This window comes from Carnobacterium sp. CP1, assembly GCF_001483965.1.
Classification (GTDB): Bacteria; Bacillota; Bacilli; order Lactobacillales; family Carnobacteriaceae; genus Carnobacterium_A; species Carnobacterium_A antarcticum.
Genome location: NZ_CP010796.1, coordinates 1,240,778 through 1,266,995 on the forward strand (window position 1 = coordinate 1,240,778; position 26,218 = coordinate 1,266,995).

Below are 26,218 nucleotides of genomic sequence, written 5' to 3' on the forward strand. Positions count from 1 at the left end.
ACAATATTTATTGATCTTCGCAGAAAAAAACAGAACCAATATGTTATACCATTGGTTCTGCTGTATTAAATGAATGTTTTTTTGTTTAACGAGCTTCTTTTTTGCCTAATTGGTAAATTCCATAAAAACAACCAACCAATAGCACTATACCCACCAAAGCAAACGGTAATGCATCGGAACTCTGTAAATCATTCAGTGCATGTGTGTTGTACAAGATAGCAAATGGCGAAGCCAATACCAAACCTAAAATTCCGCTATACGTTAACGAGCTATAATTTTCAAATAAAAACTCTATCGCTTTACTGATCAAAAAGATCCCAATCAAAACACCGATTCCGAAAATAAACAGAACAATGAAATTTGGCAGAATCAAATCCATATTACCTGTCCGTAAAGCCGTTAAGAAACTTGTGATTGTATTGATGATCGAATAGTAATAACCTAAGACCATCAAAACTAACGAGCCGCTCATCCCTGGTACCACCATCGTCGCCGATGCAATGATTCCTATAACAAATAATTTGAGCAAACTTAAAGGATCTAATTGAATCGCTGTAAAAGAAGCTTCCGACCCTTGCAGTAGTGGCAGGACTGTAACTACCGCAAACATAAGAACAAAAGCCAGACCGTGGGTAAGCGAGAAGGTTTGACCGTGCTTTTTTAGACCTTCTTGAAGCGATTGCCATAAAATCGGAACGCCGCCTAAAATCAATCCTACAAAAGCCAAAGCGGTCGGCAACGTATAGGCACTCAATAAAAATTCAATTGTATAGGTAAACGCAACAATTCCAATGCCTGCTCCTGCTAAAATCGGAAGCAAGGTTTTCAAACTATCTTTCCAATTTTTAAATAAATGACTGATTGAGGAAATTAAACGATCATAAATGCCCAATGAAACGGCCATCGTTCCTCCACTTACACCCGGAATAATATTAGCTACTCCGATAACCATGCCTTTTAACAAATCTACTAAATACTTCATTCTCATCCTCTTTCTCTTTAAACTCTATGCTAATTACCATCATAACAGAAGTGACCTGTAAGTGGAATGTCATACGCTGCAACTATTTCTTATCTTTTAGGCTAAAAATGGTATACTTAAAAGGTTGGAAAGAATAGAACTTGTCTAAGAAGCTGTAAAGTCATAATGTTTTGTTAAGAATTTTTTTGGAGGAATTTAAAATATGAAATTAAAAATCGTTGGTTTGTTTGCCTTAATGTTGTTTGTGTTGAGTGGCTGTTCCTTACCAGGTCTTGGTTCAGGTAAAGACAGTATCAAAGTAGCCGGTGGTGTTACATCAGAATCTCAAATCCTAGCAAGTATTGTAGGCGGTATGATCGAGCATGATTTAGACCTGCCCGTTGAAATCGTCAGCAATTTGGGTTCTGCTAATATCAATCACAATGCTTTATTACGCGGTGATGTCGATATTGCTGCTCCGCGGTATACTGGAACGGATGTGACCGGGCTGCTTCAACTTCCTGCTGAAAAGGATCCTGAAAAAGCTATGGCATTAGTTCAAAAAGAATTCTATGAACGTTACCATCATGTGTACTTTCCATCTTATGGATTTGCTAACAACTTCGTTTTTATGGTCACTAAAGAAACCGCTGAAAAGTATGATTTAACGACTATAAGTGATTTAGAAGCTGTCGCAGGCGACTTAGAAGCAGCTGTCGACGCCACATGGCTGAAACGAGAAGCAGATGGTTACCCTGCATTCATTAAAGAGTACGGCTTTGACTTTAAACGCGTTTATCCAATGCAAATAGGATTGGTTTATGATGCTCTAGCTGCTGGCGAGATGGACGTTGTTTTAGGATATTCCACAGATGGGCGAATCGGCAGTTACGATTTGCAGATTCTTGAAGATGATCACCAGTTCTTCCCCTCTTATGATGCCAGCCTAGTTGCTACCGAAGAAATTTTAAATAAATATCCCAGACTAAAAGCTACGTTATCGAAATTAACTGGAAAGATCACAACAGAAACCATGCAGAATTTGAATTATCAAGCAGACAACAACTTAACGGAACCTTCCATTGTTGCAGAAAACTTTTTAATAGAAAATAATTATTTCGAAGAAAATTAGTTAGAAAGCAAACTGAATAGCTTCGTTTTAAAGGGAGTGAGACAAAAAGCGTTTAGACCCGAATCAATGGAACGAATAAGCGCAGTATGGTCACAGACCATCGAGCATTATTCGTGAAGTGGACGTCGGGTCTGCTTTTTGGAACACGTTCTAGAATAAATATTCGGATATGCAAAAGAGGTTGGGACTTTTGTCCCAACCTCTTGCATTTACGATTCTTAATAGAGTAGGATGTAAGAGATGAATCACTAATTACAATTAAAGCGGGTGACACAAACGATGGATTCTTTTATTGAATTGTTCAAACAGAAAGTAAGCAATAACAAAAAAATGACTTTAAAACAACAGCAAATTTTAAACGTCAGTATCGATCTTTTTTCACAAAAAGGTTTTGCCAATACATCTACGAGTGAAATCGCCAAACAAGCTAATGTGGCTGAAGGTACGATTTTCAAGCATTTTGGAAATAAAGAAAACTTGTTGTACGCAACGGTTATTCCTTTAATGATGACCGACGTTTTACCTGAAATGATCAAAAAAGCAGAAGCTGAACAACCTAATTTAAAAGAACTCAGTTTCGAAGATTTTATACATTACATCGTTTACGACCGACTGCAAGTAGTTGATCAACACTATAAAATGACAAAAATTTTCTTTACTGAGCTCATTTATCATGACGACATGCGAAAAAAAATGCTGGCGTTGGTACCGAATAATACCTTGACCTCGCTTTTCAACATATTGGATCATTACAAAAAAAATGGGCAAATCGAAGATTGGCCGAATCCTGTTATCTTCCGTTTTATTATGTCTTCTATTATGGGTTATATTTCTGAAAAAGACATCTCTCCTCAAACAAAATCGGAAGATCAGTTCTTTAAAGAACTCATTTACCTTGAACGGTTTATTATCAAAGGGTTACAAAAAAACGAAAACTAATGTGTCATTAAGAATAACTTTTTTTAGAATGAATTCGGTTGCTTGCCTTTTTCATTTGACTTCTTTTTATATGAGGTGTACGATTGGTTTAGCGAAAAGTGAGTGTTCACTCACTTTTTTTATTTTGTTGCTATTTTTATAGAAATAGTTGCTTAAAAGCAAGTTACAAAGGTAAAGGGGAATATACGTATGTCAGTAATGGAACTTAAACAAATCAACAAATTTTATAAAATAGGCGGCGGAGGAACCTTTCACGCTTTAAAAGACATCAACTTATCTTTTGAAAAAGGCGAATTGGTTTCCATCATTGGTGAATCAGGAAGTGGGAAATCTACTTTAATGAATTTGCTCGGTGGTTTAGATACTACTTTTGATGGCGAAATTCTAGTGGATGGGAAAAACATTGGCCACTATTCTGAAAGTGAATTGTCCGAATACCATAAAGAAAAAGTCGGTTTCGTTTTTCAAAGCTTTAATTTAATTTCGCATTTATCCGTTTTGGATAACGTTGCTTTAGCCATGACGCTTTCTAATGTTCCCAAAGCTGAACGTGAAAAAAGAGCCAAAGAAACATTGGCTTTAGTTGGTTTGCAAGAACAATTAAATAAAAAACCCGATGCCATTTCTGGCGGACAAAAACAACGGGTGGCCATTGCGCGTGCTTTAGTAAATGATCCTGATATTATTATTGCCGATGAGCCAACCGGTTCATTAGATTCTGAAACTGCAGCGCAAGTCTTGGAAATCATTAAAGATATTGCTGAAACCGGCAAATTAGTCATTATGGTTACTCACTCAGAAAAAGTAGCTGCTCATTCAAGCCGTGTGGTAACGATTGACGATGGTAAAGTTATCAACGATCAGCCTGGTATCGAATTGCATGTTAAAGAAAATGTTTTTAAAACCGAAAAAACCAATCGCAATAAAAACTTAAGTATATTTGGAGCCGCTAAATTGGCTTTGCTAAATATGAAAGAAAAATTATCGCGTAATCTCCTAATTGCTTTAGGCAGTAGTATCGGCATTATGAGTGTCATCTTAATGTTATCTTTGGGTAGTGGCGTAAACAGCTACTTGACAAGTACAATGAACAGTCAAGTCAACCCGTTAGTCAGCGAAGTGCATATGCCGCCAGAAGAGTCAGCTGGAGCAGACACGCCTGCTAATGAGATGATGGAAGCCAATCCTATTATGAGTATGACCAAACAAACGCCTTTCGAACAAAAAAACATTGACGAATTGGCCGGTATCAAAAACGTTTCGGATGTGGAAGAAGGGTATACAAGTTTTTCAATTGGAACCAATAATGCAACATTTAATGATATTAAAGCGCCCTTCATGTATTTAACTACAGTATCTTCCATGATCACCAGCTCTGATATTCTCGAAGGATCCTTGCCTGCTGAGGGAGAAGTCATGATTACTAATAACTTAGCTCAAACGTTTGATGATGAAGTAATAGGAAAAACTATCACTGTTGAAACCATCGTAAACGAACAAGCTCTTACATTAGATTTGATCGTTAGCGGCATCTATGGCAGTGATACAGCTGCTGGTCCTGCTGCAGCAATGGATAGTATTTATTTAGATTACACTAGCCTAGCTAACTATTTAGAAGATGAAGGTGAGTCACTTGAGCCTAATGTCGTTTACTTGATCTCCAACGACAAAGACGCAACTCAAGGAATAAAGGACGATGTAAGCGAAATGGGTTACGAAGGTTCTTCTACCGAAGCTCTCGCTTCTACATTTAGTGAAATGTTAGATATCTTTACGTACATCTTATCAGGTGTTGCCGGAATTTCTCTGGTTGTTTCTGCGATTATGATTTTAACTGTTTTGTATATCAGTGTCGTCGAAAGAACGAAAGAAATTGGAGTTATCAAAGCTATCGGCGGCCGTAAAAAAGATATTCGTCGTATCTTCGTTTCTGAATCATTTTTGATTGGCTTATTCAGTGGAGCAATTGGTGTTGGTATCGCTGCTCTATTGGCTTTAGTAGCCAACATTGCCACCAATAACTTATTCGATGTCAGTATTGTTACATTGACACCTACGTTTGCTATTGCTGGAATTGTTTTAAGTATCGTGATCAGTATGATTGCCGGTGTCATGCCAGCTACTAAGGCTGCGAAATTAGATCCAGTTGAATCGTTAAGACGAGACTAACTAAACGAAGTAAATTAAAAAAACAATTAACTATAATTTTCTATAAAAAAACCATTCTTGATGGAGCTCAGTATTCTCTGAACCCTATCGGAATGGTTTTTTCTTTTCGTTTAATTTATTGAAACCTTATTTTTCCGAAAGTTCGCTTTCTGTCACCCATTTATGATTCTTGACTTCTTTTCCGCCGTTTTTCGGCATATAATCGATCATATAAACTGTCGTTTGTTCTGCGTCTTCAATAGTTGCTGTTGCGCCTTTCATGCCCTCCATATGATTCGCTTCCAACTCTACTTCAGTGCCAGGTTCCAACATTTCTTGACCTGCATCCGCAATTTCTTCTTGGACGACCCATTTATGGTTTTCTACTCTTTCGCCTCCATTGGTCGGAGTATAAGTGACTTCATAGGCTATTGTGTCAAATGCACCTACAATCGTTGCTTCAGCGTCTTTCATACCGGCCATATGCGTTGTTTCAATAATCGCTTTATCGCCTACTTTATATTTAGGGTTTTCTGCTTCTTTTAGTCCATCTGGAATTTCTCCTGAATCTTCATGTTCCATGCTCTCCATACTTTCCATATCAGCATCACTCATTTCACTAGAAACTGAAGGTATGATGGAATCGATACTTGATTCGCTGCTAGAATTTTCATTATTGTCTCCGGATGAACAAGCAGATAAAACGGTTAGAGTAGTCAAAGTGACCAACCCCATTAAAATTTTTCTTTTTTTCATTACACTCTTCCTTTCTATTCACGTCCTATTCAACAGAATTAAACGCTTACAGTTGCTGTTTTAAACTATGCTCAGTTTATCTATGTTCCGGTTTTCTGTCAAAAGATTGGCTTACTCGCCTACAGAAAAATCAGCTTTTTCTACGATCACATGAGGAATAGCTTGTATTTCTTCCAACAAAACCGTTCCGTCTCGCGTACTGTTAGATCGCACTTCAAAAGTCGCAGAATATACTTTTTCATCTCCAGTCATTTTATCCGACACTTCATATTTTTGAAGATATTTGTGCTTTTTTCGAAGCAGCTGGATGACTTCTTGCAACGCCTCTTTTTCGGTTGTCGAAACGACAAAAGCAGTAGTTTTTGTGCCAATTTGTTTGAAAATGATTGTGGTCAATTCAAAACCGATAAGCGTTAAAATAGTCGCACTGATTCCTACAAAGTACAAACCTCCGCCTACTGTCAAACCAATTCCAGCTGTTGTCCATATTCCGGCTGCGCTTGTCAGTCCTTTGATCGTGTGTTTTTGAATAATGATCATCCCAGCTCCAATAAAACCGATTCCGCTTACTACTTGAGCTGCAACCCTAGCCGGATCCAGCTCATACCCAGCTAAATCAATCACATCATTAAAGCCATGTTGAGAAATAATCATTATTAATGCGCTTCCTAATGAAACTAAAAAATGTGTTCTTATACCGGCTTCTTTTGCGCGCAACTCACGATTGATTCCAATAGCTCCCCCGAGAACACTGGCTAATATTAATCTCAGGAAAAAAATTTTATTCATCTGCATCGCTTCCTCACATCTTTTATCTCTTTAACGTTAAATCCCTTTATCATCGTTTTTTGCTATTATATATCCCATTGTAAAGGATACTGATAAATTTAGGTTGTTTTTTGCTTTGCCCATTAATAGAAAATAAACTAATAGGATGCGGATGATTGGCTTCCCATCAGCCTAGGGGTAAGCAATAAAGATTTTTGAATTACTCCTCTTTTCCCTTCTCTTCTCGAACGATTTTTGGCAACCAAATATTGATTGTTGTACCTTCGTCCATTTCGCTTTTAACTTCTACTCCATATTCTTTTCCAAAATAAATTTGAATTCTTTGGTGAACATTGCGTATGCCAATGCCGACTTTTCCGCTATTTTTCCCAGCTTCGATTTCATTAAGTGTCTCTGGTAAGATTCCAATACCATCATCTATGATTTGTATCAGAATCTTGGTTTGTTTATCGAACACTTTGATAGCAATGTGTCCTTCGTCAACCATTCGTTCAATGCCATGATACAACGCGTTTTCAAGAAACGGTTGTAGAATGATTTTCACTGTTAGACAATCCAGTATGGTGTCGTCCACTTCGAATGAATACTGAAATTGGTTCTTATATCTAATTTGTTGAATGGTTAGATAGCTCTCGGCATGTGCTAACTCATGACGAAGAGAGATAAAATCATTACCCTTGCTTAATGAAATGCGCAATAACTTTCCGAGTGCCGCAACCATTTCAGAAGCTCCTTTATTGTTTCCACGTTCTGACATCCATAATATAGATTCTAATGTATTGTACAAAAAATGTGGGTTGATTTGGGCTTGCAAAACATTCATTTCACTTTTCCTTAATTCTTCTTGTTCCTCTTTTACTTGAAGCATCAACGTTTTGACATGATCAATTAAATGATTATAAGATCCTGACAGCTGCTGGACTTCAGTGAAGCGGGTTTCATCTGTGTAAACATCAAATTGGTTCTCATCTGAGTTCCGCATCACTTTGACCATATTGGTAATCGGCTGTGCAATGTACTTAGAAACTCCTATGCTGATCAACACGATTAAACTAACAATCACAAAAAAGACCCATAACATATATCCTTGAACTTCTTGCATGGCTTCTTTGATTGATTCTTGCAAATAGGAAACCCCAATGATTTTCCAACCGGTTGAAGATACTGACGCAATGGCAACCGTATCTTTTTTATTCGCTGTTATGTATACGCCATCCGGCTTATCTATGATAAAATCAAGATTTTCTTCTTTAGCGTTTATTTGTCTGGTTTGTTGCTGTGGGTGATAAACTAGTGTATTTTGGCTGTCTACAATAAAAGAATAGCCTCTCTTTCCAATGGATACTTTATCAAAATAGCTCCCTAACGAATTAAAATTAAAATCAATTAGGAGCAGATACTCTTCTTTATCTACTATGACCGGTGCTGTAACCGATAAAACCCAATGGTCGTTTTTTTCAAATAGGTTCTGTACGTGAGGAGATGAAAAAGAAAATTGGTTTGGTGTCAAGTCTTCTTGGAACCAGTCTTGTTCATAAACGTTTGCTCCCTTTTTAGGTGTATATTGCGACGGTGCATAATCTACTAATTGACCTGTAGCATTTATCAGTCCAATCGATACGACATTGCGATTTAAACGGTAGCTTATCCCTAATAACTCTGCTATTTCGTTTTTTTGTAACGTTGAACTCTTCAATTCATCCAAGATGCCATAAGCCATTCCGGTCATGTTGTCTATTTCGTTAGCTAATGTGATACTGGATTGCACTACACTTTGTTGAGTAGTGGTTTTAGTGGTATTGATCAACGTTTCTTTAAAAGTGACCGATAAAAAACCGGCAAATAATAGAATCGTAAAAATAGAGATGACGCCTAATGATAAAGCTAAAATAATACGCAAGCTTTTAAATCTCTCAATTACTGTTTTGAGTATCTGTTTAATGGTTCGAATCATTTCATCTCATTTCTCCCATTAGCTTTTCGTTTCGACCAGAAGCTTATTTTTCTTGAATGTTTCTCGGATTTTGTTAGGCGATTCGCCAAAATACTTTTTAAAGCAGTAAGAAAAGTAATGCTGGTCGGTATATCCTGAATCTATTGCTATTTCAAATATTTTATGGTCAGTCGTCAATAAATGCTCTTTAGCTTTTTCCATGCGTATTTTGACCAATGCATCTGTAAAAGAAAGCCCATTTTCTTTTTTAAAAAGTGAACTGAAATAACTAGGACTGATCAACATCTGCTTACTGACTTGTTTTAAAGAAAGCGAAGGATCTGAGTAATGTTCAGCTAAATAATCATAGCTTTGCTTAGCTAAAGAATCCGTTTTCTTTTTACGCTGCTCTTGGATGATTGCAATGGTCGACAAGCAAAAGTTTTTAAACCATTCTTTAATGACTTGATTGTCTTGATAGTGATGAATCTCAGAAATAACTTCCACCTGTTGAAGCATATCTGAATCGTATTTTGAAATCGTTGTTTTATAGGCTTTTAAGACTGATACATATAATTCCATCAAAAAAATTTTAAGGTGTTCTTGACTATTCATTCCGGAATAAAATCGTTGGAATAGATGATCTATAAAAGTCTCTAATTCATCTTTAGATCCTATTTTAATCAGTGAAACCAATTTCGCTTCGTTAACTTCATCAAAAACTATTTCATTTTGCTGAACGGTTTCAATGTCAGAAATATAAATTCCTTTGTCTCCTCCAAGCGCTGTCTGGTAATTTAAAGCTGAAACAGAAGATTGAAAAGCACGTTTTGTATCTGAAATCCGTACATATTCTTCACTAACTCCAATACCGATAGAAAATCCAAATATTTTTTGTACGCTTTCGTTAATTTCTTTCACAAGAATATCCGTATACATTTCGATATTTTCTTTTGTATCAGATAAAATAACAACACTGTTTGACGTGAAAGTAAAGACTTCGCTTTGCACATACTTATCCACTATTTTCCTGACAGTATTGGTTAATGAAAACTTCGTAAGTTCTAAGTTTTGGTTTCCGATAGTACTTTTTGAAAAAGAAGATTTATCAATAGTGATATTTAGCAAGACTTGCCTTTCTCCAGTAAGATTTAACTGATAAGTTTGAAGCAGCTTTTTGAATTCACTTTCTGATACGTCGCTGTAATTATCAGTAATCAAGGAAATCAAAAACGACATTTTACTAACATCAAATTTTTTCAAAAAATCTTTTTCAATAGTCACTAAATCATTTGCTGACCGTTTTTCTTCATCTAATTTCCTACGTACTTTTCTAAGCATATTCTCTAAATCACTAATGGAAACCGGCTTTAATAAATACTCAAGGATCGTTAATTTTATGCCGCTGACTGCATACTCAAAATCCTCATATCCACTTAAAAATACAATTTTAACAGAAGGGTTTTCGTCCCTTACTCGTTTAGACAACTCAATACCATCCATAATCGGCATTTTAATATCCGTGATCAATATATCGGGAACGTTGCTTTCCATCACTTCTAATGCTTCTTCTCCATTACTGGCTTCTCCAATAATCTGGAATCCCATTTTTTCCCATTGAACGAGTTCAATAATGGATTGACGAATATCCTGTTCATCATCTACTAGCATAATTGAATACAACCCTGCTTCCCCCTTTTTAGAGCTTATAAACCCATTCTACGTAAACGGTTTCATTTATTCAATACCAATCAAGTTATTCTTCTGATTTTTTCATAGTTGCTGCCTTTATTCAGCTGTTTTTTAGCCTTTAATTTCTTTTAAGCTTCTAGTAATGAGTCTTTCTAAATAACAACTTTTTTAAAATGAATATTTTAATGAATATTATATTTTGTGTTTTTTTAGTTCAACCAAACAAAAAAAACCTAACAATGCATAAATAAAAGCATTATTAAGATATTTAACTCATCAATACAATCGTTCGAATTGTATTTAACCATGCATAAATAATGTTTATTAAGAATAAAGATTGTATATTATCACACTTTCATTTATAGTATGAAACAAGATAAAAAAAGGAGCGAAAGATAAATGAAAAATAAAAAAAACACCTTAGTTGCTATCCTGTTTTCTGTTATGACACTACTATTAACTTTAGTACCTCTCACATCCGTTTCTGCAGCGGATACTGATCCAGTCTATGAAAAAATTCAAGAACGAGGTTCGTTGATTGTTGGTTTATCTGCCGATTATGCTCCTTATGAATTTCATGCTACCGTAGATGGGCAAGATAAAATCGTTGGCTTCGATATTTCAATTGCCCAAAAGATCGCTGATGATTTAGGCGTAGAATTAAAAATTGAAGAATTAGGATTCGATGGTTTGTTAGGGGCTATGGAAACTGGCAAAATCGATATTATTATTTCAGGAATGTCGCCAACACCTGAACGATTAAAAGAAGTTAACTTCTCTGACGCCTATATGGATGTACAGCAAAGAGTTGTCGTTCGGAAAACCGATAAAGATCGCTTTACAAGTGTCGATGATTTCAACGGTGTTAAAGTAGGTGCACAAAAACAATCCACACAAGAAGAATTAGCTCATAGCGAACTAATCGGTTCAACTGTTGTCTCACTTCAAAAAGTACCTGACGTTATCGTTAACCTGCAACAAAAGAAAGTTGATGCGATTATTTTAGAAGGACCTGTTGCGGAAGCTTATATTTCTCAAAATAATGATATTATGTTTGCCGATGTCCAATTTGAGGATGCGGATAAACAAACAGCTGTCGCCATTTCTAAAGAAGCACCTTATTTATTAGAAAAAATCAATTCAACCATCAAAGTCATTCGTGACGAAAATCTTTTACCAGGTTATATTGAAGAAGCTGCGACTCATATGGGAGACGATCGTCCATTCTTCCAGAAATACGGTTCGTATTACCTTAAAGGAACTGGTTATACAGTAGTCTTAGCCTTCATCGGGGTACTTTTCGGTTCCATAATCGGCAGTGCGCTGGCTTTAATGAAATTATCGAAGAAGCTTCCCTTAAAAGCTATTTCCGTTGCTTATATTGAATACGTTCGTGGCACACCACTTTTAGTTCAAATCTTCTTAGTTTACTTTGGTTCGCCATTTCTAGGTCTAGATCTTTCAGCATTCACTGCTGGTTGTATCGCGATTGCTTTAAATAGCGGTGCCTATGTGGCCGAAATTATCCGTTCTGGAATCAATGCTGTGGACAAAGGCCAACTAGAAGCTGCTCGTTCTCTAGGCATGAACCATACACAAGCCATGCGCTATATTATTTTTCCACAAGCCATTAAAAATATTTTACCTGCGTTAGGAAATGAATTTGTCTCTGTTATCAAAGAATCTTCTGTTGTTTCTGTCATTGGAGTATCTGAATTAATGTTCCAAGCAGGTGTGGTAACCGGTGCTAGTTTCAAGCCCTTCTTACCTATTTTGATTGCTTCGGTCATTTATTTCATTTTGACTTTTACTTTATCTCGTCTATTAGGTTTTGCTGAAAGGGGCATGAATACTAGTGATTAATATTAAAAACTTAAAGAAAAATTTTGGTAAAAATGAAGTATTAAAAGGCATTGATTTAGAAGTCAAAACTGGTGAAGTCGTTGTTATCATTGGCCCTTCTGGCAGCGGGAAAAGTACTTTCCTCCGTTGTTTAAATTTATTAGAGCAGCCAACTGAGGGCAGCGTTGAATTTGAAGGTAAAAATCTGTTAGAAAAGAATGCCGACATCAATGAATTGCGTCAAAAAATGGGAATGGTTTTCCAAAGCTTCAACTTATTTCCACATAAAACGGTTGTAGAAAATTTAACCATCAGTCCACTTAAAGTTAAAGGGCAAAATCCTGAAGAAGCCAAAAAAAATGCTTTAGAATTATTGAATAAAGTTGGCCTAAGCGATAAAAGCGACAGCTTTCCTGTCCAATTATCTGGTGGTCAGCAGCAACGGGTAGCGATTGCTCGTGCGCTTGCGATGGGACCTGACGTCATGTTGTTTGATGAACCGACTTCAGCGTTGGATCCAGAAATGGTTGGCGAAGTATTAGCTGTAATGAAGAACTTAGCTGAAGGCGGTATGACTATGGTCGTTGTTACGCATGAAATGGGCTTTGCCCGTGAAGTAGCTGACCGAGTGATTTTTATGGATGACGGAATGATTGTTGAGCAAGGAAAACCAAAAGATGTTTTTTCTAATCCGCAGCATGCCCGAACACAGGATTTTCTAAGCAAAGTACTATAAAGCAGAAGCAAATCGAAAAGGAGTTTTAAAAGTGGATAAAACATATACAGCCTTAGCTCACCAGTTTCCTGATGAAAACATTCTGATGGAAATTGCGACACTCGCAAGTGAAACAGAAAACCTCATTGATCTATCGATCGGTGATCCAGATTTAATCACCGATGAAGCTATCATTGATGCTGCCTTCGAAGCAGCAAAACAAGGACATACGAAGTATACGGCTTCTGGCGGCAGCCAAGACTTTTTACAAGCAGTGATTGATTTTTATGAAAAACATTACCAATTAACGTTCAAACCGAATCAAGTTCGGGCTACAGTCGGCGCACTTCATGGTATGTATTTGACGTTGAAAACTATTTTAAATCCTGGTGATGAAGTCATTATTCACGAGCCCTACTTCTCTCCTTACAAGGATCAAGTAATTTTTTCTGGTGGGATTCCAGTCTTCATGCCAACTTATGAAAAAGATGGTTTTCAAATTGATATCGAACTTTTAAAATCTGCTATTACAGATAAAACCAAAGCTATCATCATCAATTCGCCAAATAATCCAACGGGCGCCGTTTTTAGTCCGGAACTCTTCAAACAAATTGCTGACTTGGCTATCGAACACAATTTTTATATTTTATCTGATGAAGTGTATGAAGCTTTTACTTTTTATGATGATTTTGTCCCTATGGCAACATTCGCGCCTGAACATACAATTACCTTCAGCAGTTTTTCAAAAGCATTTGCGATGACAGGTTGGCGAATTGGGTATATGATTGCCCCAGACTATTTAAATGAAGCCGCCAAACTTATCAACGAAAGCATTACTTACTCGGCACCAACTCTCTCTCAACGTGCTGGAATTTATGCTTTAGACCATGCAGATGAATTGGTGCCTAAAGTGACCTCTGTTTTCCAAGAACGTCTTGAATATATTGCTGAGCGTGTCGCTGAAATTTCGTTTTTGTCATTGCATCCAGTTAAAGGCAGTATGTATGCTTTTATTAATATCTCAAAAACCAATTTGGATTCTGTTGCTTTTACAGAAAAATTATTAAAAGAAACTCAAGTCCTCGTAATTCCAGGCAAAGCTTTTGGCGAATCTGGCGCTCAATATATTCGACTTGCAGCAACACAAAATCTTGTATTATTGAAAGAAGCTTTTGATCGAATCGAAAAATTAAACTTTTAATAAAATAAGAGTGCTCGTTCAAATTCTGAACGAGCACTCTTCCTTTTTAGAAAATCAAAAACAAGTTGCTAAAAAGGGTCCTGCATTTCTCTCTTCACAAAGAAACAGGTACTTTTCTCCCTTTTAATAAAAGAGAAAAAAGTACCTGTAAGGGTAAAACCCTATTAACTTGCTATTCTCAATATGCGGTCGGGGGGACTCGAACCCCCACCAAGAATTTCTCGACCAGCCCCTCAAGCTGGCGCGTCTACCAATTCCGCCACGACCGCTTAACATCCTTATTGTATCAACAGTTACAGCTTATTACAATCGTTATTATGATTTTTAAGCACTTTTCTCTTACTAATCAAGTATACAAATCCGTATCTACTCTGTCAATCGATGAATTCAACAAAAACGGCGGTGTATCTCACTTAACACCGCCGATTGTTCAGAAGGATGTTCTCCAGTTAAGCAACACAACTATAGACACCTCTTTATTCTGATATTAGCCTATCCTTACTCTTCCAGTTTCTCGACTGATCCGTAGAGGTTTTTTAGCTGTTTCGTAATTTTCCAATTGAACATTTTTCAAATAAACTTCTCCAGCACGGTATTGAACTGACAAGGCAATTTTTTCCGGAGCTGTTTCTGCTGTTGTTTTCGCTAAGAAGTGATTGATCGCTACTTTTTGATAGGCTGATATCACTAAAGCCCTTGGCGTTGAAGCCAGGTAGAGATCTGTTTTCTTTGGAAAATAAGCAGCCAAATATGTTCCACGAATGCCAAAAGCTGATTGAGTCTGTGCATCAGCCTTTTGATGATGGCCAATATGTCTGAAATTATAAGAGCGATTATCATGGTAAGAATAATGCCCAAACAATTGTGTATCTGAGGCTGCTGAGCTGGTTTCATGAGCTTTAATTTCGACACCGCCGAAACAATACGCTGTGAGATTATTCGTTAAGGTGACATGTTGAGAACCATCATCAACTTCTATTCCATTTGAATTAGAAAATCCTGCTTTATGTGCCCGTCCGCTTGGATGGTGCAAAAAACAGTTTGAAATTAGAATATCATCGCTATGATGAGTGGTAATGCCGTCATCACCGAATCCCTTAACTTCTACTTGGTCTACCCAAATATACCGGCTGCCCAGCCGTGCTCGTTGACCATCGCCAGAATAATCGTAAATAGCTGAAGTCACATCAACGCCATGAAGCCCTGGATCCGTAATGGTGATGTTGCGAATAACGGCATACTTCACATGAGCTAGCGTGATTCCACTAGAAGCAGTTCCGCCTGAAGCTGTCCGTTCTTTTTCAGATAGTCGGTTCACATTCCAATCCAATTCCATTCCTTCGATGCGAATATGATGATTGCCTTTTAAATACTGCTGGTTGGTAATCAACCGTTCTCTTTTGGGCGCTGTTTCTACTAAAATCAACTTGGTTTTAGCCGTTCCGCTTCCGATCAACTCGGTATAAGAAGGCAATTTGAGTCCTCTTGTGCGGTAAACACCAGGCGGAACCAAGACCCGGCGTTTTCCACTGGAGATAGCCTTTTTAAAAGCTTGGGTACAATCAAATTTCCCATCTCCAATCGCACCGAAATCCAGCAGCGAGACTGTTTGGACTCGTTCACTCAACTGACGTAGTGCATGATCCAACTGTTTTTTCCAATAGGGATAAATTTGTCCGTTACTGTCTACTGAAACTGGAGGATCGACGGTAAAATCTCTTTTCGCTTTCGACAATAGGGATCTGCTAAAAAACCTATCGCTGGATTTTTTTGGGGGGCTAATCCCTTTTAAGAGAGAAAACAGTGATTCCGTCTCACCGATCGCTTGTTGTTTTGCTGAATTGTTTTGGTAATCTGGAAAAGTTTCCGCTATCAATTCTTGAATAACAGCTGCTTGATTCATGGATTCGCCTCTCTTCTATAAATAATAGGTTAATAATATATTATTGAGTATTAGATAGTTGATTTACGCTACTTTTTCTATTTCCTTTTCCTCTTTAAATCCATTTAGCTTTCGAGCTTTACTTTCTGAGTTTCGTTTAGTAAAACCAATTTTCCTTGGCATTTTCCGCAAACATAGCGTTTCGTGTCAAAACGTCGTTGCCTATAAATAGCATTCTGACACTTTAGACAGTGGTAAACCCAAAAAGATTTTGGCTTTTTTACTGGCGCCAGTGATTGAACGTAACGTGTTCCTCCTACTTGTTTCAGTAATTGCTTAAAATCGGCATCTTTGTGTTGGTATCCTTTTCCAGTCAAATGAAGATGATAATGGCACAACTCATGTTTGATCACACCGATGAATTCGGGCAGACCAAATGTTGTTAATATTTTTAAATTAAAATCTAAATTATGGGTCAACAAATGATAACGTCCGCCGGTTGTCCGCAACCGTGCATTAAACGTTGCTTGATGATTGAAAGCTCGTCCAAAATAGGTCAGAGACAGTTCTTCTACTAATGATTGTAATTCTTTTTGATCCAACCGATTCTCTCCCTGCTGTTCTCTCTTTAGTTTGATATTTTGATCAACGCTAGTAATACACTGATCAGTTTGTATTCTTCTCGATAAGCAATGTACACATTGCTCCATTCTGGATGAAACTTTTCTTTATAAGAACGCAATCCATGAAAACGATAAATATTATTGCCAAAATCATACGCATATTTGACTAATTTTTCTTTTTTATGAGAATAAGCTTCATTTCCTACATTTGAAAGGGGCGCCATACCTAAATTAAAAGAATGATACCCGCTTTTCTTAGACCATTCAAACAATGATATAAATAACACATCCATTGTTCCACTAGGTGCTTTATTTCTAAACCGCATCAAATCAATTGAAATAGACTGTGAATTGGCAATCGGCAAGATACTGGCAAACGCCTGAATGCCTTTTTCGTTGCTCAAAATAGCCACCGGTTCTCTTGATAAATACTCTAGATCAAAAAAACCTAGCGAAAATTGATGTTCCTTTCTGCCTTTTAGCCATTCATCAGAAATGGTTTTTAACGTTTGTTGAAAGGATTCAGTGTACGGTGGATAGACTACTTCAAACTGAAAGTTTTTTGTTGTGTAAAGATTCCTGATATGGCGTAAATCACTGTTTTTTTTCCCTTTAAATGAAAAATCCGATAAATCAACTTTAGCATTTTCTCCTATTTTTAAAAAGCTAAATCCTTGGTTGCTGTACAATTCCAAGTTTTTTCCTTCTACTTCGTAAAAATTAACAGACATATTATACTTTTGCGCGGTTCTAAGCAGTTCATCAACAGCATCCTCAAAGTGTTCTGGATTGCCGATTGGGTCTCCTAAGACCAACAGATATTTGCCCGTTGGCCGATAAAGGAACAAAACGTCGTTCAAGCTATTGTAGAAAACATTTTTATCCTTTAAATAAAATAAATGGGTGTATTCATTCGCTGGGTATTTTTTGATAAACACTTCGAATTTAGTGACATCTTCTTCGCTTACCGGTGTAAATACGATTCTTTTCGATTGGCTATATTGTAACAGCAGAGCAATTGAAACCGCAACGATCTCATAAACCAGAAACTTCCAACTATTTTCTTTCAAATAAACAAAACTGTAGGCACCCGTATCATGTAAGAAAGAAATACCATGTGTGGCATTGTATATTCCTGCATAGATCAACGGCAATCCTGTAACCAATCCAATCGTTGCAGCGATACTGCTTTTCGTGTGTTCCATACTTTGATTTGTAAAATAGTCTCGAGCGAAGAATAAAAATCCGGCGAAAAAAACCATCAGTAAAGTTTCTTCATAATCTAGACCTTTGATCAGACAGGTTACTGCTCCGATAAGCAATAAACCAATCGAAATATGATGTATCGTCTTCACTCTTTCGCGCAAACCTTTGGATAACACGATCAACAAAATACCGATTATTAACGTTGTGATCCTCGAAAAATTTTGTGCGTCTTTAGGAACGATTTCTTCCAAAAGGTGCACGCGTGAAACCAAATCAGGTGTATCAACCGATAAAATCAGGACTACCCCACCAAACAACACACTGAACGACAACGCTTTTACTTCGATTTGCATCATAACATTGCGCGAGATCAAAGAGGTCTTTTCACGTAAAAAATCAATTAGCATAATAAAAAGGGCAACGAGCCAAGGAACAACGTAATAGACGATCCGGTAAATCAGGATACTCAATATGACGCCATTTGTATCGTAATTTAGTTGGCTGAATAAATAAATACAAGCCACATCAAACGTCCCGATTCCTCCCGGCAAGAAACTAGCAATGCCGGCAATCGTTGAAATAGCGTAAATCAAAATGCCTATGGGGTAAGTTAATGAAGATTCATATAGTTTTACTAGGTAGGTAAAAAACAGGGCAGCGGCTAACCAATCGATAGTAGAGACCAATAGAATGAACGATTTCACCTTCAAGGTTAAATAAACAAACGGCGAATGTTCATCGATAAAACGCCCTAATTTCAACTTCCCAGAAAACAGATAAAAGGGAACATATAAACAAATGAGCAGTAACAACGAACCGTATTTATGTCCCTGTAATTTTCCCAGATTTCCAATTGTTAATAGTACTAACATAAATACCCCAACAATAGGAGAAACGAGTGCAGATAATCCAATCTTTAAAGCTATTGCATCGGACACTTGTTTTTTTTTATATAAACTAAATCTTAGGGAAGTTCCGGTCAATCCGCCAAAACCGATAAAATTATTAAATGCTTGAGCAGTCCAGCCGATTTTAAAGGTTTCTTTTAATGGCAATGCCAGCTTAAAATACTTTGACAAAATGATATCGTAAACAGCAGTGAACGAAAAAGCAGCCAAACCTAATAAGAGAATTATAGCTTGTTCAGTAAGCGAAAGGCTTCGCAGCAAACTCCTTAACGAAAGAATATCGATGCTTTTAAATTCAAGCCGGGTCAGTACAATAATTGCAATCAATATAAGGATCGAAAGCAGCTTTTTCAACAGACCTTGTTTCTCTTTAATAAACTGGATCGCTCTTGTCATGGTCTATACCTCCCACTAAAATCAATCTCTAACTTAAAAGAATTCTTTCGTTAAGTGTTAAAAATAACTAGATATAGTGTATAGCTACATTATACAATTTTTCTAAAAATTAAATAGTTTCGGCTCTTCTAAACGGCTTTATACTCTATATAATCTTGCAAGCGTCCACTGCAACCAAAATAAGGCAAGAAAAGCAGTCATTATCAACCGCTTTTCTTGCCCTATTCTTTTTCCCTATCTACTTGTTAGCTTGCTCGTTTAGTCTTTCTTTTTAGGCGGCAACATGGTCAAGGCAATTCGCCCTTTTTTCACATCGATATCCTCTACCCAAACGGTCACAACATCGCCAACAGCGACCACATTTGTCGGATGCTGCACATAGCCTTTGCTTAATTTCGAAATGTGGACTAGGCCATCTTGTTTAACACCGATATCAACAAAAGCGCCAAAATCGACAACGTTCCGAACCGTACCTTCCATTTCCATACCTTCTTGCAAGTCTTCCATTCCCAATACGTCGGTACGCAATAGCGGTGCGGGCATTTCATCACGCAAATCACGGCCTGGTATAGATAAAGCTGCCAGCATATCTTTTAAGGTTTCTTTACCCAAACCAATTTTTTCAGCTAACTCATTAATATCAAGTTTTTCCAACGCTTTTTTCGCTTCCATACTGCCGACATCTTTCAACGTCAACCCCGCTGTTTCAAGAATTTCTTTTGCTTCTTTATAGGTTTCAGGATGGATTCCGGTATTGTCTAAGATGTTTTTTCCATCTACAATACGCATAAACCCAATCGATTGCTCGTAAGCTTTCGGTCCTAAACGCGGAACTTTTTTTAATTGCGCTCGACTTTCAAAACGTCCATTTTCTTCGCGATAGGTTACAACATTATTAGCAGTTGTTTTATTTAGACCCGCAACGTGCTGCAGCAATTGCGCACTTGCAGTGTTAACATTAACTCCAACTTGGTTAACAGCTGTTTCCACAACAAAATCCAATCGTCCTTCTAACTGTTTTTGCGATACGTCGTGTTGGTATTGCCCAACGCCGACAGATTTAGGATCGATTTTAACCAATTCAGCCAATGGATCTTGTAAACGCCGGGCAATGCTGACCGCACTTCGTTGCTCCACTTGTAAGTCAGGGAACTCTTGACGTGCAACATCGCTAGCAGAATAAACAGATGCCCCTGCTTCATTAACGATTACGTAATAAACTTTTCGTTCGATTTCTTTCAAGTTCTCAGCTACAAAAGTCTCTGATTCACGACTCGCTGTTCCGTTTCCAATGGCAATCATCTCAATACCGAATTGTTCAACCATCTCTTTGAATTTTTTAGCCGCTTGTGCGCGAGCTTCATTCCCAGCTGGTTTATGCGGATAAATAACATCAATAGCACTTACTTTACCTGTTGGATCAATAACTGCCAGTTTACAACCGGTCCGATAAGCAGGGTCCAGACCAAGCACCATTTTGCCTTTTAATGGCGGTTGCAGCAATAAATTGCGCAGATTCTCACCAAAGATATTAATGGCCTGTTCGCCTGCTTGTTCTGTCAACTCTGAACGAATCTCACGTTCAATTGATGGACCAATAAACCGTTTGTAGCTATCCTCATAAGCAGCAGTCACATAAGGTGTTGCTGGAGAAGCTTCATCTTTAATAAGTTCCTTATGAAGATAACTGAAAACACGTGCTTCATCGATAAGCAAAGCCACTTTCAAGACGTCTTCTTTTTCGCCTCGGTTCATCGCCAATATCCGGTGAGAAACCATTTTATGAACCGGTTCGCTGTAATCATAATACATTTCAAAGACGCCTTTTTCATCTTTTTCTTGTTTTTTCACGGTCGTAGTCATGATTCCGTTTTTGGCAGTAAATTCTCGAAGCCAAATTCGATAACGCGGCTCGTCGCTGATCGTTTCAGCAATAATTTCGTGAGCTCCCGCAAGGACTTCTTCTGCGGATTTGACTTCTTCCTCAACAACATAATTGGCTGCTTCTGCTAAAATATCTGCATGTGGAAAAGTCAGCAGCCATTCTGCAAAAGGTTCCAAGCCGTTTTCTTTTGCAATTGTTGCTTTCGTACGGCGCTTTTGTTTGTATGGACGGTATAAGTCTTCTACCAGCTGCATTTTACCCGCTTTTTCAATGCTTTGTTTTAACTCTGGAGTTAGCTTCCCTTGTTCTTCAATCGTTCGAATAACATCGCTTTTTCGTTTTTCTAATGTTTGTAAGTATGTGTGGCGTTCTTCAATCTCTCGAATTTGAACTTCATCTAATGTACCCGTCATTTCTTTTCGATACCGTGCAATAAAAGGCACAGTATTGCCTTCAGCCAGTAAGTCTAAAACGGTTGTCAATTGTTTAGTTGAATACGTTTTTAGTTCTTTTTTTAATAGATCTAAGATCATTTTATCATTTGTTTCAGTCATTCGTTTCTTCCTCTCTCGTTCCGCATTACTCGTTCTATTTTAGCATAAGTAGGCGCATTTAACCAAACCTTGCCAAATTCAAGACAGTGAAATTTTCGAATTTGAAAATTTTCCGATTGGACAACAAACTACTTCATAATGCCAATTTATTTTTGAGCACGATGATGAGATAAACACCTTCTAACGACGAATTGGTATCTGTTTCTCGGATCATTTATTAGCTAGATAAGCTCTAGCTAACGATTCTCTTCCGCTTTCTTGTCCAATAATGAGCTAGAGTCCCGTTTTCACGCTTCTAGGACAAAAAAATGTTTCAAAGGAATCACCGTCCTTTTTCCTACACATTTAAAACAATAAAAAGCGACGATAAGGACATCGTCGCTTTTTATTAATCGGCTGTTGCCTTTTCTGGCAGCTGAAACGTAAACATCGAATTCAATAGTTCAGATTCGACACTTTTTGTTGGCCAGTGTTTTTTCCCGCCTAAACAAGCACAAATAAACTGCACACGGTCTGCAAAAAAAGTTTTCCGGAAATGGACATGCCCCATAACACTGTAGACGATATTAGGATGCTCTTCGTATAGTTTGCCATAAGAAGAGCTGCCTAAAAAAGCATTAAAGTAATCATAAATTCTATGAGGCAATGTGACAACAAATTTAGGATGGGTTACGACATGGGTCATCAAGATGATTTTTCTGTCGCCTACTTTTTCGATGTCTTCTTCAATTTTATCGAGCATCCACTGCGCTACTTCCAGATCTGTTTGTCCCCAGTCACAATAGCGTTTATCTTGCCATGTTCCTACACGCAATTTCATTTTTTCAAAATCCAATTCATTGTATTGCTCATGATCAGCAAAACCATAATCATACCAGCCTGAATTTCCAACCACTGCCCACTCATCATTAATAATATAAGGGCGTTCTAAAACACTTTCTGGCTGATTTTTTAAAAAGTCATAAATCTTTTTCGTATCGGTTTCTCCATTGTTTCTTGACCAATAATCGTGGTTTCCTGGAACAAATAAAATTTGGATCCCGCTTAACTGTTTCAGTTCGTCCAAAAAAGCTTGGGATTCCCGATAATCGCTGCTGATATCTCCAGCAATCAAAAAAAGTTCAATATTTTGTTTTTTTATTTGTTTGTTTAACAAACTTGCAAACGTTTCGCCTTCTGGCAAGTGTTTGCCGTTAGTATCAATATGCAAATCCGATAATACGCCAATTTTCATTGAATCGCTCCGTTTCTTTCATTAATTTCTTAGTTTACCATACATTTTTTTCTCAAGTTAATCAACAAGACGTCCTAACGATATGCTAGGACGTCTTGTTCCTTTAATTTTCTATTAATTCATGTTCGAGCAGATAATCATGTGCAACTTTTTGGGGCGGCACACTGTTTTTATTCACTTCATAATTCATTTGACGCATTTCATCGTCTGTGATTTTACCGCCCAACTGATTTAGAATTTCTGCCAGCTCTGGGTGTTCCTCTAACGTCTCGGTTAACAGCAGCGGCGCTCCTTGATAAGGAGGAAATAAGCCTTTATCGTCTTCCAAAACGGTCAAATCGTATTCTGCTAATTCACTATCCGTCGAATAAGCATCTACTAAATTGATGTCGCCTGTTTCAATGGCTGCATAGCGCAACTTAGGTTCCATCGTCTGCAGATCATTAAACGTTAAACCATATAAGTCTTGAATCCCCAAGTACCCATCTTGTCGGTCAGCAAATTCCAGTGTGAACCCGGCTTTTACTTCATCGGCGACCGGAAGCAGATCAGAAATCGTCTTCAATTGGAAGTCTTCTGCTAAGTCTTTAGTAACTGCTAGTGCATAAGTATTATTAAAATCCATCGGTTCCAACAAGGTCATTTCGTATTGTTCGGTTAAACCTGTTTTGGCTTGTTCGAATACTTCTTTTTCATCCGTTGAAACGGCTTCTTCGTTTAAAAAAGTCGCCAGAATCGTTCCGGTGTATTCCGTATAAATATCAATATTTCCGGCTTCTAATGCGTTAAAGACAAATGTCGTTTTTCCCATATTGGGTTCTAAACTAACTGTCAAATCGGTTTGTTCTTCAATTAATTGTTTGTACATATTCATGATGATCTCGGGTTCTGCCCCCAGCTTGCCAGCAATAACGATTTCTTTATCTTTGCCAGTGACCAAAGGAATAATCAATAATCCTAAAATGATAACAGTCACAGCACCAAGGATCTTAATGGTTTTTTCAAAAGAAACTTTCTCAAAATAACTCAGCAAGTAATCAAATCCTACAGCCAAAATGGCTGCCGGGATAGCTCCCATTAAGATCAAATAATTATTTCCGCGGTCGATCCCTAATAAAATCAAGCTTCCGAGACCACCAGCACCAATCAGAGCAGCAATCGTTCCAGTTCCGATAATCAAAACCATTGCGTTACGGATCCCTGCCATAATAATGGGCATTGCAATCGGTATTTGCACTTTCATCAATTTCCGCCATCGGTCCATACCCATCGCATCAGCTGCTTCATTTAGAGAAGGGTCAATTTCCATTAACCCTGTATAAGTGTTTCTTAAAATAGGCAGCAAAGCATAAATAACTAAAGCAATAATAGCTGGGACAGAACCGATTCCCACTAATGGGATCATTAATCCAAGCAGAGCCAAAGAAGGTATCGTCTGAAAAATAGCTGTTACTTGAATAATCGGACTGGCGATTTTTTTATGATTGGTCAAATAAATAGCCAGAGGCACTGCAATAACGACAGCAATCAAAAGTGAAATAAAGGATAATTGCATATGTTCGATCAATGCGGTCCACAGTGCTTCTTTTCGGTTCTGGAAGGTAGCAATAAATTCCGTCATTCAGCTTCACCTCTAATCGCGATCGTTTCAGCTAAATAACTGAGCAGATGTGCTTGGGTTACTTTACCGATTACTTGGTCGTTTTTATCTTTGATAAAAACCTCAGATTCTTTTGCTAATGCAAGGACCAATTGATCGATCGTATCGTTGTTTCTTAAAAAAGATCCTTGTACAGTACCGGCATTTGGTTTAATAGCTGACAAATAACCAATTTTAATTAGTTGTTCAATCGTTTGTGTCTCAACAGCTTCAATATTTCCGGATCTCAAAAAGTCTCGAACAAAGTCGTTTTTAGGATGGTTTCGAATCTCATCAGGTGTGCCGACTTGTACGATCTGTCCTTCATTCATCAAACAAATGCGATCGCCCAATGTTAATGCTTCTTGCATGTCATGCGTTACAAACACTACTGTTTTTTTCCATTTCTTTTGCAAATCGGCGACATCTTTTTGAAGATTATGCCGACTGATGGGATCCAATGCACTAAAAGGCTCATCCATTAAAATAATATCAGGATCGGCTGCTAATGCCCGGACTACGCCAATGCGTTGTTGTTCCCCACCGGATAACTCGGATATCTTACGCTGTCGGTAATCGTCTTCGTCTAACCCAATGCTTTCAAGCAGTTCCGTCACACGATCATGCATTTGTTCTTTGCTCCACTTTTTCATCTCTGGTACGACCGTTATATTTTCTTCGACCGTCATATTTGGAAATAAGGCAATTTGCTGTAAAACGTATCCCATATTCCAACGCAATTCTTGGATATTGTAATTGCTGATGGGTTTGTTGTCCACATAAATATACCCAGTCGTTAACGTGATCAACCGGTTGATCATTTTTAACGTCGTGGTCTTGCCGCAGCCGCTGGGACCAATCAGCACAAAAAACTCGCCGTCTCTTATTTCTAAATTCAGGTTTGATACGACCGGTTGACCCGGTGTATAGGCTTTCGATACATCTTTAAACTCAATCATATTCATTCTCCTAATGCCGCGTATTTTTCTGAATGACTAACTCATTCCGTCCCAAACATATCCTTTGTTCGGCAGTTTATAGTCTTTAAGCAATTCAGTTGAAGTAAAAACAACCCCATGCAAAGCACCGCCATAAACGGCGCCGCCGTCAATTCCAATTTTGCCGTCTTGCATCCACAAATCAGTCGTTTGGTTGTCTCCATAAAGAGCTGGTGTAACAGTGTGCCCAAAAACAATTATTTTTCCTGTCTTATTTTTCAGCCGATGAAACGGTTCACGAATCCACACAAAATCTTTTGCAGAAGTATCTTTCCAATCTTTTTTAGTTAAATCAACGCCTGCATGAACAAAAAGGTAATCGCCCCATTCATAATACAATGGCAAGCTTTCTAAAAATGATTTTAATTCCGGATAGCGGCTGTTGATCATCATGACCATTTCCGTTGGAGAATATTCTTCATCCAATCCTGGATGCAGCAAAGTTTCTAGTGTATGCATTCCTCCATTTAAACGGTAAAGAGCATAATTTTCTTCGGGTTCTTTCAAGAAATTTAACAACATTTCTTCGTGATTGCCTCTTAAACAGATAGCACCTTTTTGCTCGATCAGTTCTTTAGCCAATAAGAAACAAGCTTTTGGGTTTTCTCCACGATCACCTAAATCTCCAATGAAAAGCAATTGCTGAGAAGATTCATTCCAATGGGTCAACATCTCTTTAAAAAGGGTGATTTGACCATGGATGTCTCCGATCACAAACAACTCCGATTTCATAAGAATCCTCCTCATTATCTCTCTTTTTTTGTCTGATAACCTTTTGATTCATT

Annotated in this window: 19 protein-coding genes and 1 tRNA gene; 6 read left to right on the plus strand and 14 right to left on the minus strand. The window is 37.7% G+C overall.

Going from position 1 to position 26,218, the window contains the following annotated elements:
• Window positions 1-85: 85 nt before the first annotated feature.
• Complete coding sequence (locus NY10_RS05860) at window positions 86-982, minus strand: DUF368 domain-containing protein (RefSeq protein ID WP_058919087.1); 897 nt, start codon at window positions 980-982, stop codon at window positions 86-88.
• Window positions 983-1,184: 202 nt separating this feature from the next.
• Here NY10_RS05860 and NY10_RS05865 point away from each other — a divergent pair, with 202 nt between their 5' ends.
• The 3 genes from NY10_RS05865 (at window position 1,185) to NY10_RS05875 (ending at window position 5,201) form a co-directional block, all read left to right on the plus strand.
• A complete protein-coding gene (locus NY10_RS05865; protein ID WP_058919088.1) occupies window positions 1,185-2,093 on the plus strand; it encodes an osmoprotectant ABC transporter substrate-binding protein in 909 nt (302 codons plus the stop codon).
• 279 nt (window positions 2,094-2,372) lie between these two features.
• Window positions 2,373-3,032 (plus strand): TetR/AcrR family transcriptional regulator, encoded by a 660-nt coding sequence (locus NY10_RS05870; RefSeq protein ID WP_058919089.1) that lies wholly within the window; start codon window positions 2,373-2,375, stop codon window positions 3,030-3,032.
• 189 nt (window positions 3,033-3,221) lie between these two features.
• Window positions 3,222-5,201 (plus strand): ABC transporter ATP-binding protein/permease, encoded by a 1,980-nt coding sequence (locus NY10_RS05875; protein ID WP_058919090.1) that lies wholly within the window; start codon window positions 3,222-3,224, stop codon window positions 5,199-5,201.
• Window positions 5,202-5,327: 126 nt separating this feature from the next.
• On the opposite strand, the gene NY10_RS05880 is transcribed toward NY10_RS05875, so the two are convergent.
• From NY10_RS05880 to NY10_RS05895, 4 genes are all read right to left on the minus strand, one after another.
• Window positions 5,328-5,936 carry a YdhK family protein gene (locus tag NY10_RS05880; RefSeq protein ID WP_058919091.1) on the minus strand — a complete coding sequence of 203 codons (609 nt, stop codon included), beginning with the start codon at window positions 5,934-5,936 and terminating at the stop codon, window positions 5,328-5,330.
• Between the two features lie 111 nt (window positions 5,937-6,047).
• Entirely contained in the window at window positions 6,048-6,725 is a 678-nt protein-coding gene (locus NY10_RS05885) for an MgtC/SapB family protein (protein WP_197408983.1), read from the minus strand.
• Between the two features lie 199 nt (window positions 6,726-6,924).
• Window positions 6,925-8,679 carry a cache domain-containing sensor histidine kinase gene (locus NY10_RS05890; protein WP_058919093.1) on the minus strand — a complete coding sequence of 585 codons (1,755 nt, stop codon included), beginning with the start codon at window positions 8,677-8,679 and terminating at the stop codon, window positions 6,925-6,927.
• An 18-nt stretch (window positions 8,680-8,697) separates the two neighbouring features.
• On the minus strand, window positions 8,698-10,341 hold the full coding sequence (locus NY10_RS05895) for a response regulator transcription factor (RefSeq protein ID WP_058919094.1): 1,644 nt from the start codon (window positions 10,339-10,341) through the stop codon (window positions 8,698-8,700).
• Between the two features lie 408 nt (window positions 10,342-10,749).
• Between NY10_RS05895 and NY10_RS05900 the strand changes: the two genes are divergently transcribed.
• From NY10_RS05900 to NY10_RS05910, 3 genes are read left to right on the plus strand one after another with little or no spacing between them, the layout of a single operon-like run.
• Window positions 10,750-12,213, plus strand: a complete 1,464-nt coding sequence (locus NY10_RS05900; protein ID WP_058919095.1) for an ABC transporter substrate-binding protein/permease — start codon at window positions 10,750-10,752, stop codon at window positions 12,211-12,213.
• Window positions 12,206-12,928: an amino acid ABC transporter ATP-binding protein gene (locus NY10_RS05905; protein WP_058919096.1), complete on the plus strand. Its 723-nt coding sequence runs from the start codon at window positions 12,206-12,208 to the stop codon at window positions 12,926-12,928. Before NY10_RS05900 ends, NY10_RS05905 begins: the two co-directional genes overlap by 8 nt.
• A 31-nt stretch (window positions 12,929-12,959) precedes the next feature.
• Window positions 12,960-14,108 (plus strand): pyridoxal phosphate-dependent aminotransferase, encoded by a 1,149-nt coding sequence (locus tag NY10_RS05910; protein ID WP_082664198.1) that lies wholly within the window; start codon window positions 12,960-12,962, stop codon window positions 14,106-14,108.
• Between the two features lie 184 nt (window positions 14,109-14,292).
• Here NY10_RS05910 and NY10_RS05915 read toward each other — a convergent pair.
• From NY10_RS05915 to NY10_RS05955, 9 genes are all read right to left on the minus strand, one after another.
• Window positions 14,293-14,377, minus strand: a tRNA-Leu gene (locus NY10_RS05915).
• A 218-nt stretch (window positions 14,378-14,595) separates the two neighbouring features.
• The gene (locus NY10_RS05920) at window positions 14,596-16,011 is read right to left on the minus strand and encodes a glycosyl hydrolase family 28-related protein (protein ID WP_058919097.1); all 1,416 of its coding nucleotides are present in this window, start codon (window positions 16,009-16,011) and stop codon (window positions 14,596-14,598) included.
• Between the two features lie 104 nt (window positions 16,012-16,115).
• A complete protein-coding gene (locus NY10_RS05925; protein WP_058919098.1) occupies window positions 16,116-16,592 on the minus strand; it encodes a SprT family protein in 477 nt (158 codons plus the stop codon).
• Between the two features lie 26 nt (window positions 16,593-16,618).
• The gene (mprF, locus tag NY10_RS05930) at window positions 16,619-19,123 is read right to left on the minus strand and encodes a bifunctional lysylphosphatidylglycerol flippase/synthetase MprF (RefSeq protein ID WP_058919099.1); all 2,505 of its coding nucleotides are present in this window, start codon (window positions 19,121-19,123) and stop codon (window positions 16,619-16,621) included.
• 258 nt (window positions 19,124-19,381) lie between these two features.
• Window positions 19,382-21,562 (minus strand): Tex family protein, encoded by a 2,181-nt coding sequence (locus tag NY10_RS05935; RefSeq protein ID WP_058919100.1) that lies wholly within the window; start codon window positions 21,560-21,562, stop codon window positions 19,382-19,384.
• A gap of 388 nt (window positions 21,563-21,950) precedes the next feature.
• Window positions 21,951-22,796 (minus strand): metallophosphoesterase, encoded by an 846-nt coding sequence (locus tag NY10_RS05940; protein ID WP_058919101.1) that lies wholly within the window; start codon window positions 22,794-22,796, stop codon window positions 21,951-21,953.
• A 103-nt stretch (window positions 22,797-22,899) separates the two neighbouring features.
• Window positions 22,900-24,417 (minus strand): ABC transporter permease/substrate-binding protein, encoded by a 1,518-nt coding sequence (locus NY10_RS05945; protein WP_058919102.1) that lies wholly within the window; start codon window positions 24,415-24,417, stop codon window positions 22,900-22,902.
• Window positions 24,414-25,394: an ABC transporter ATP-binding protein gene (locus NY10_RS05950; RefSeq protein WP_058919103.1), complete on the minus strand. Its 981-nt coding sequence runs from the start codon at window positions 25,392-25,394 to the stop codon at window positions 24,414-24,416. The genes NY10_RS05945 and NY10_RS05950 overlap by 4 nt, the downstream gene beginning before the upstream one ends.
• Before the next feature lie 36 nt (window positions 25,395-25,430).
• Window positions 25,431-26,165, minus strand: coding sequence for a metallophosphoesterase family protein (locus NY10_RS05955; RefSeq protein ID WP_058919104.1), 735 nt, complete (start codon window positions 26,163-26,165; stop codon window positions 25,431-25,433).
• Window positions 26,166-26,218: the final 53 nt, after the last annotated feature.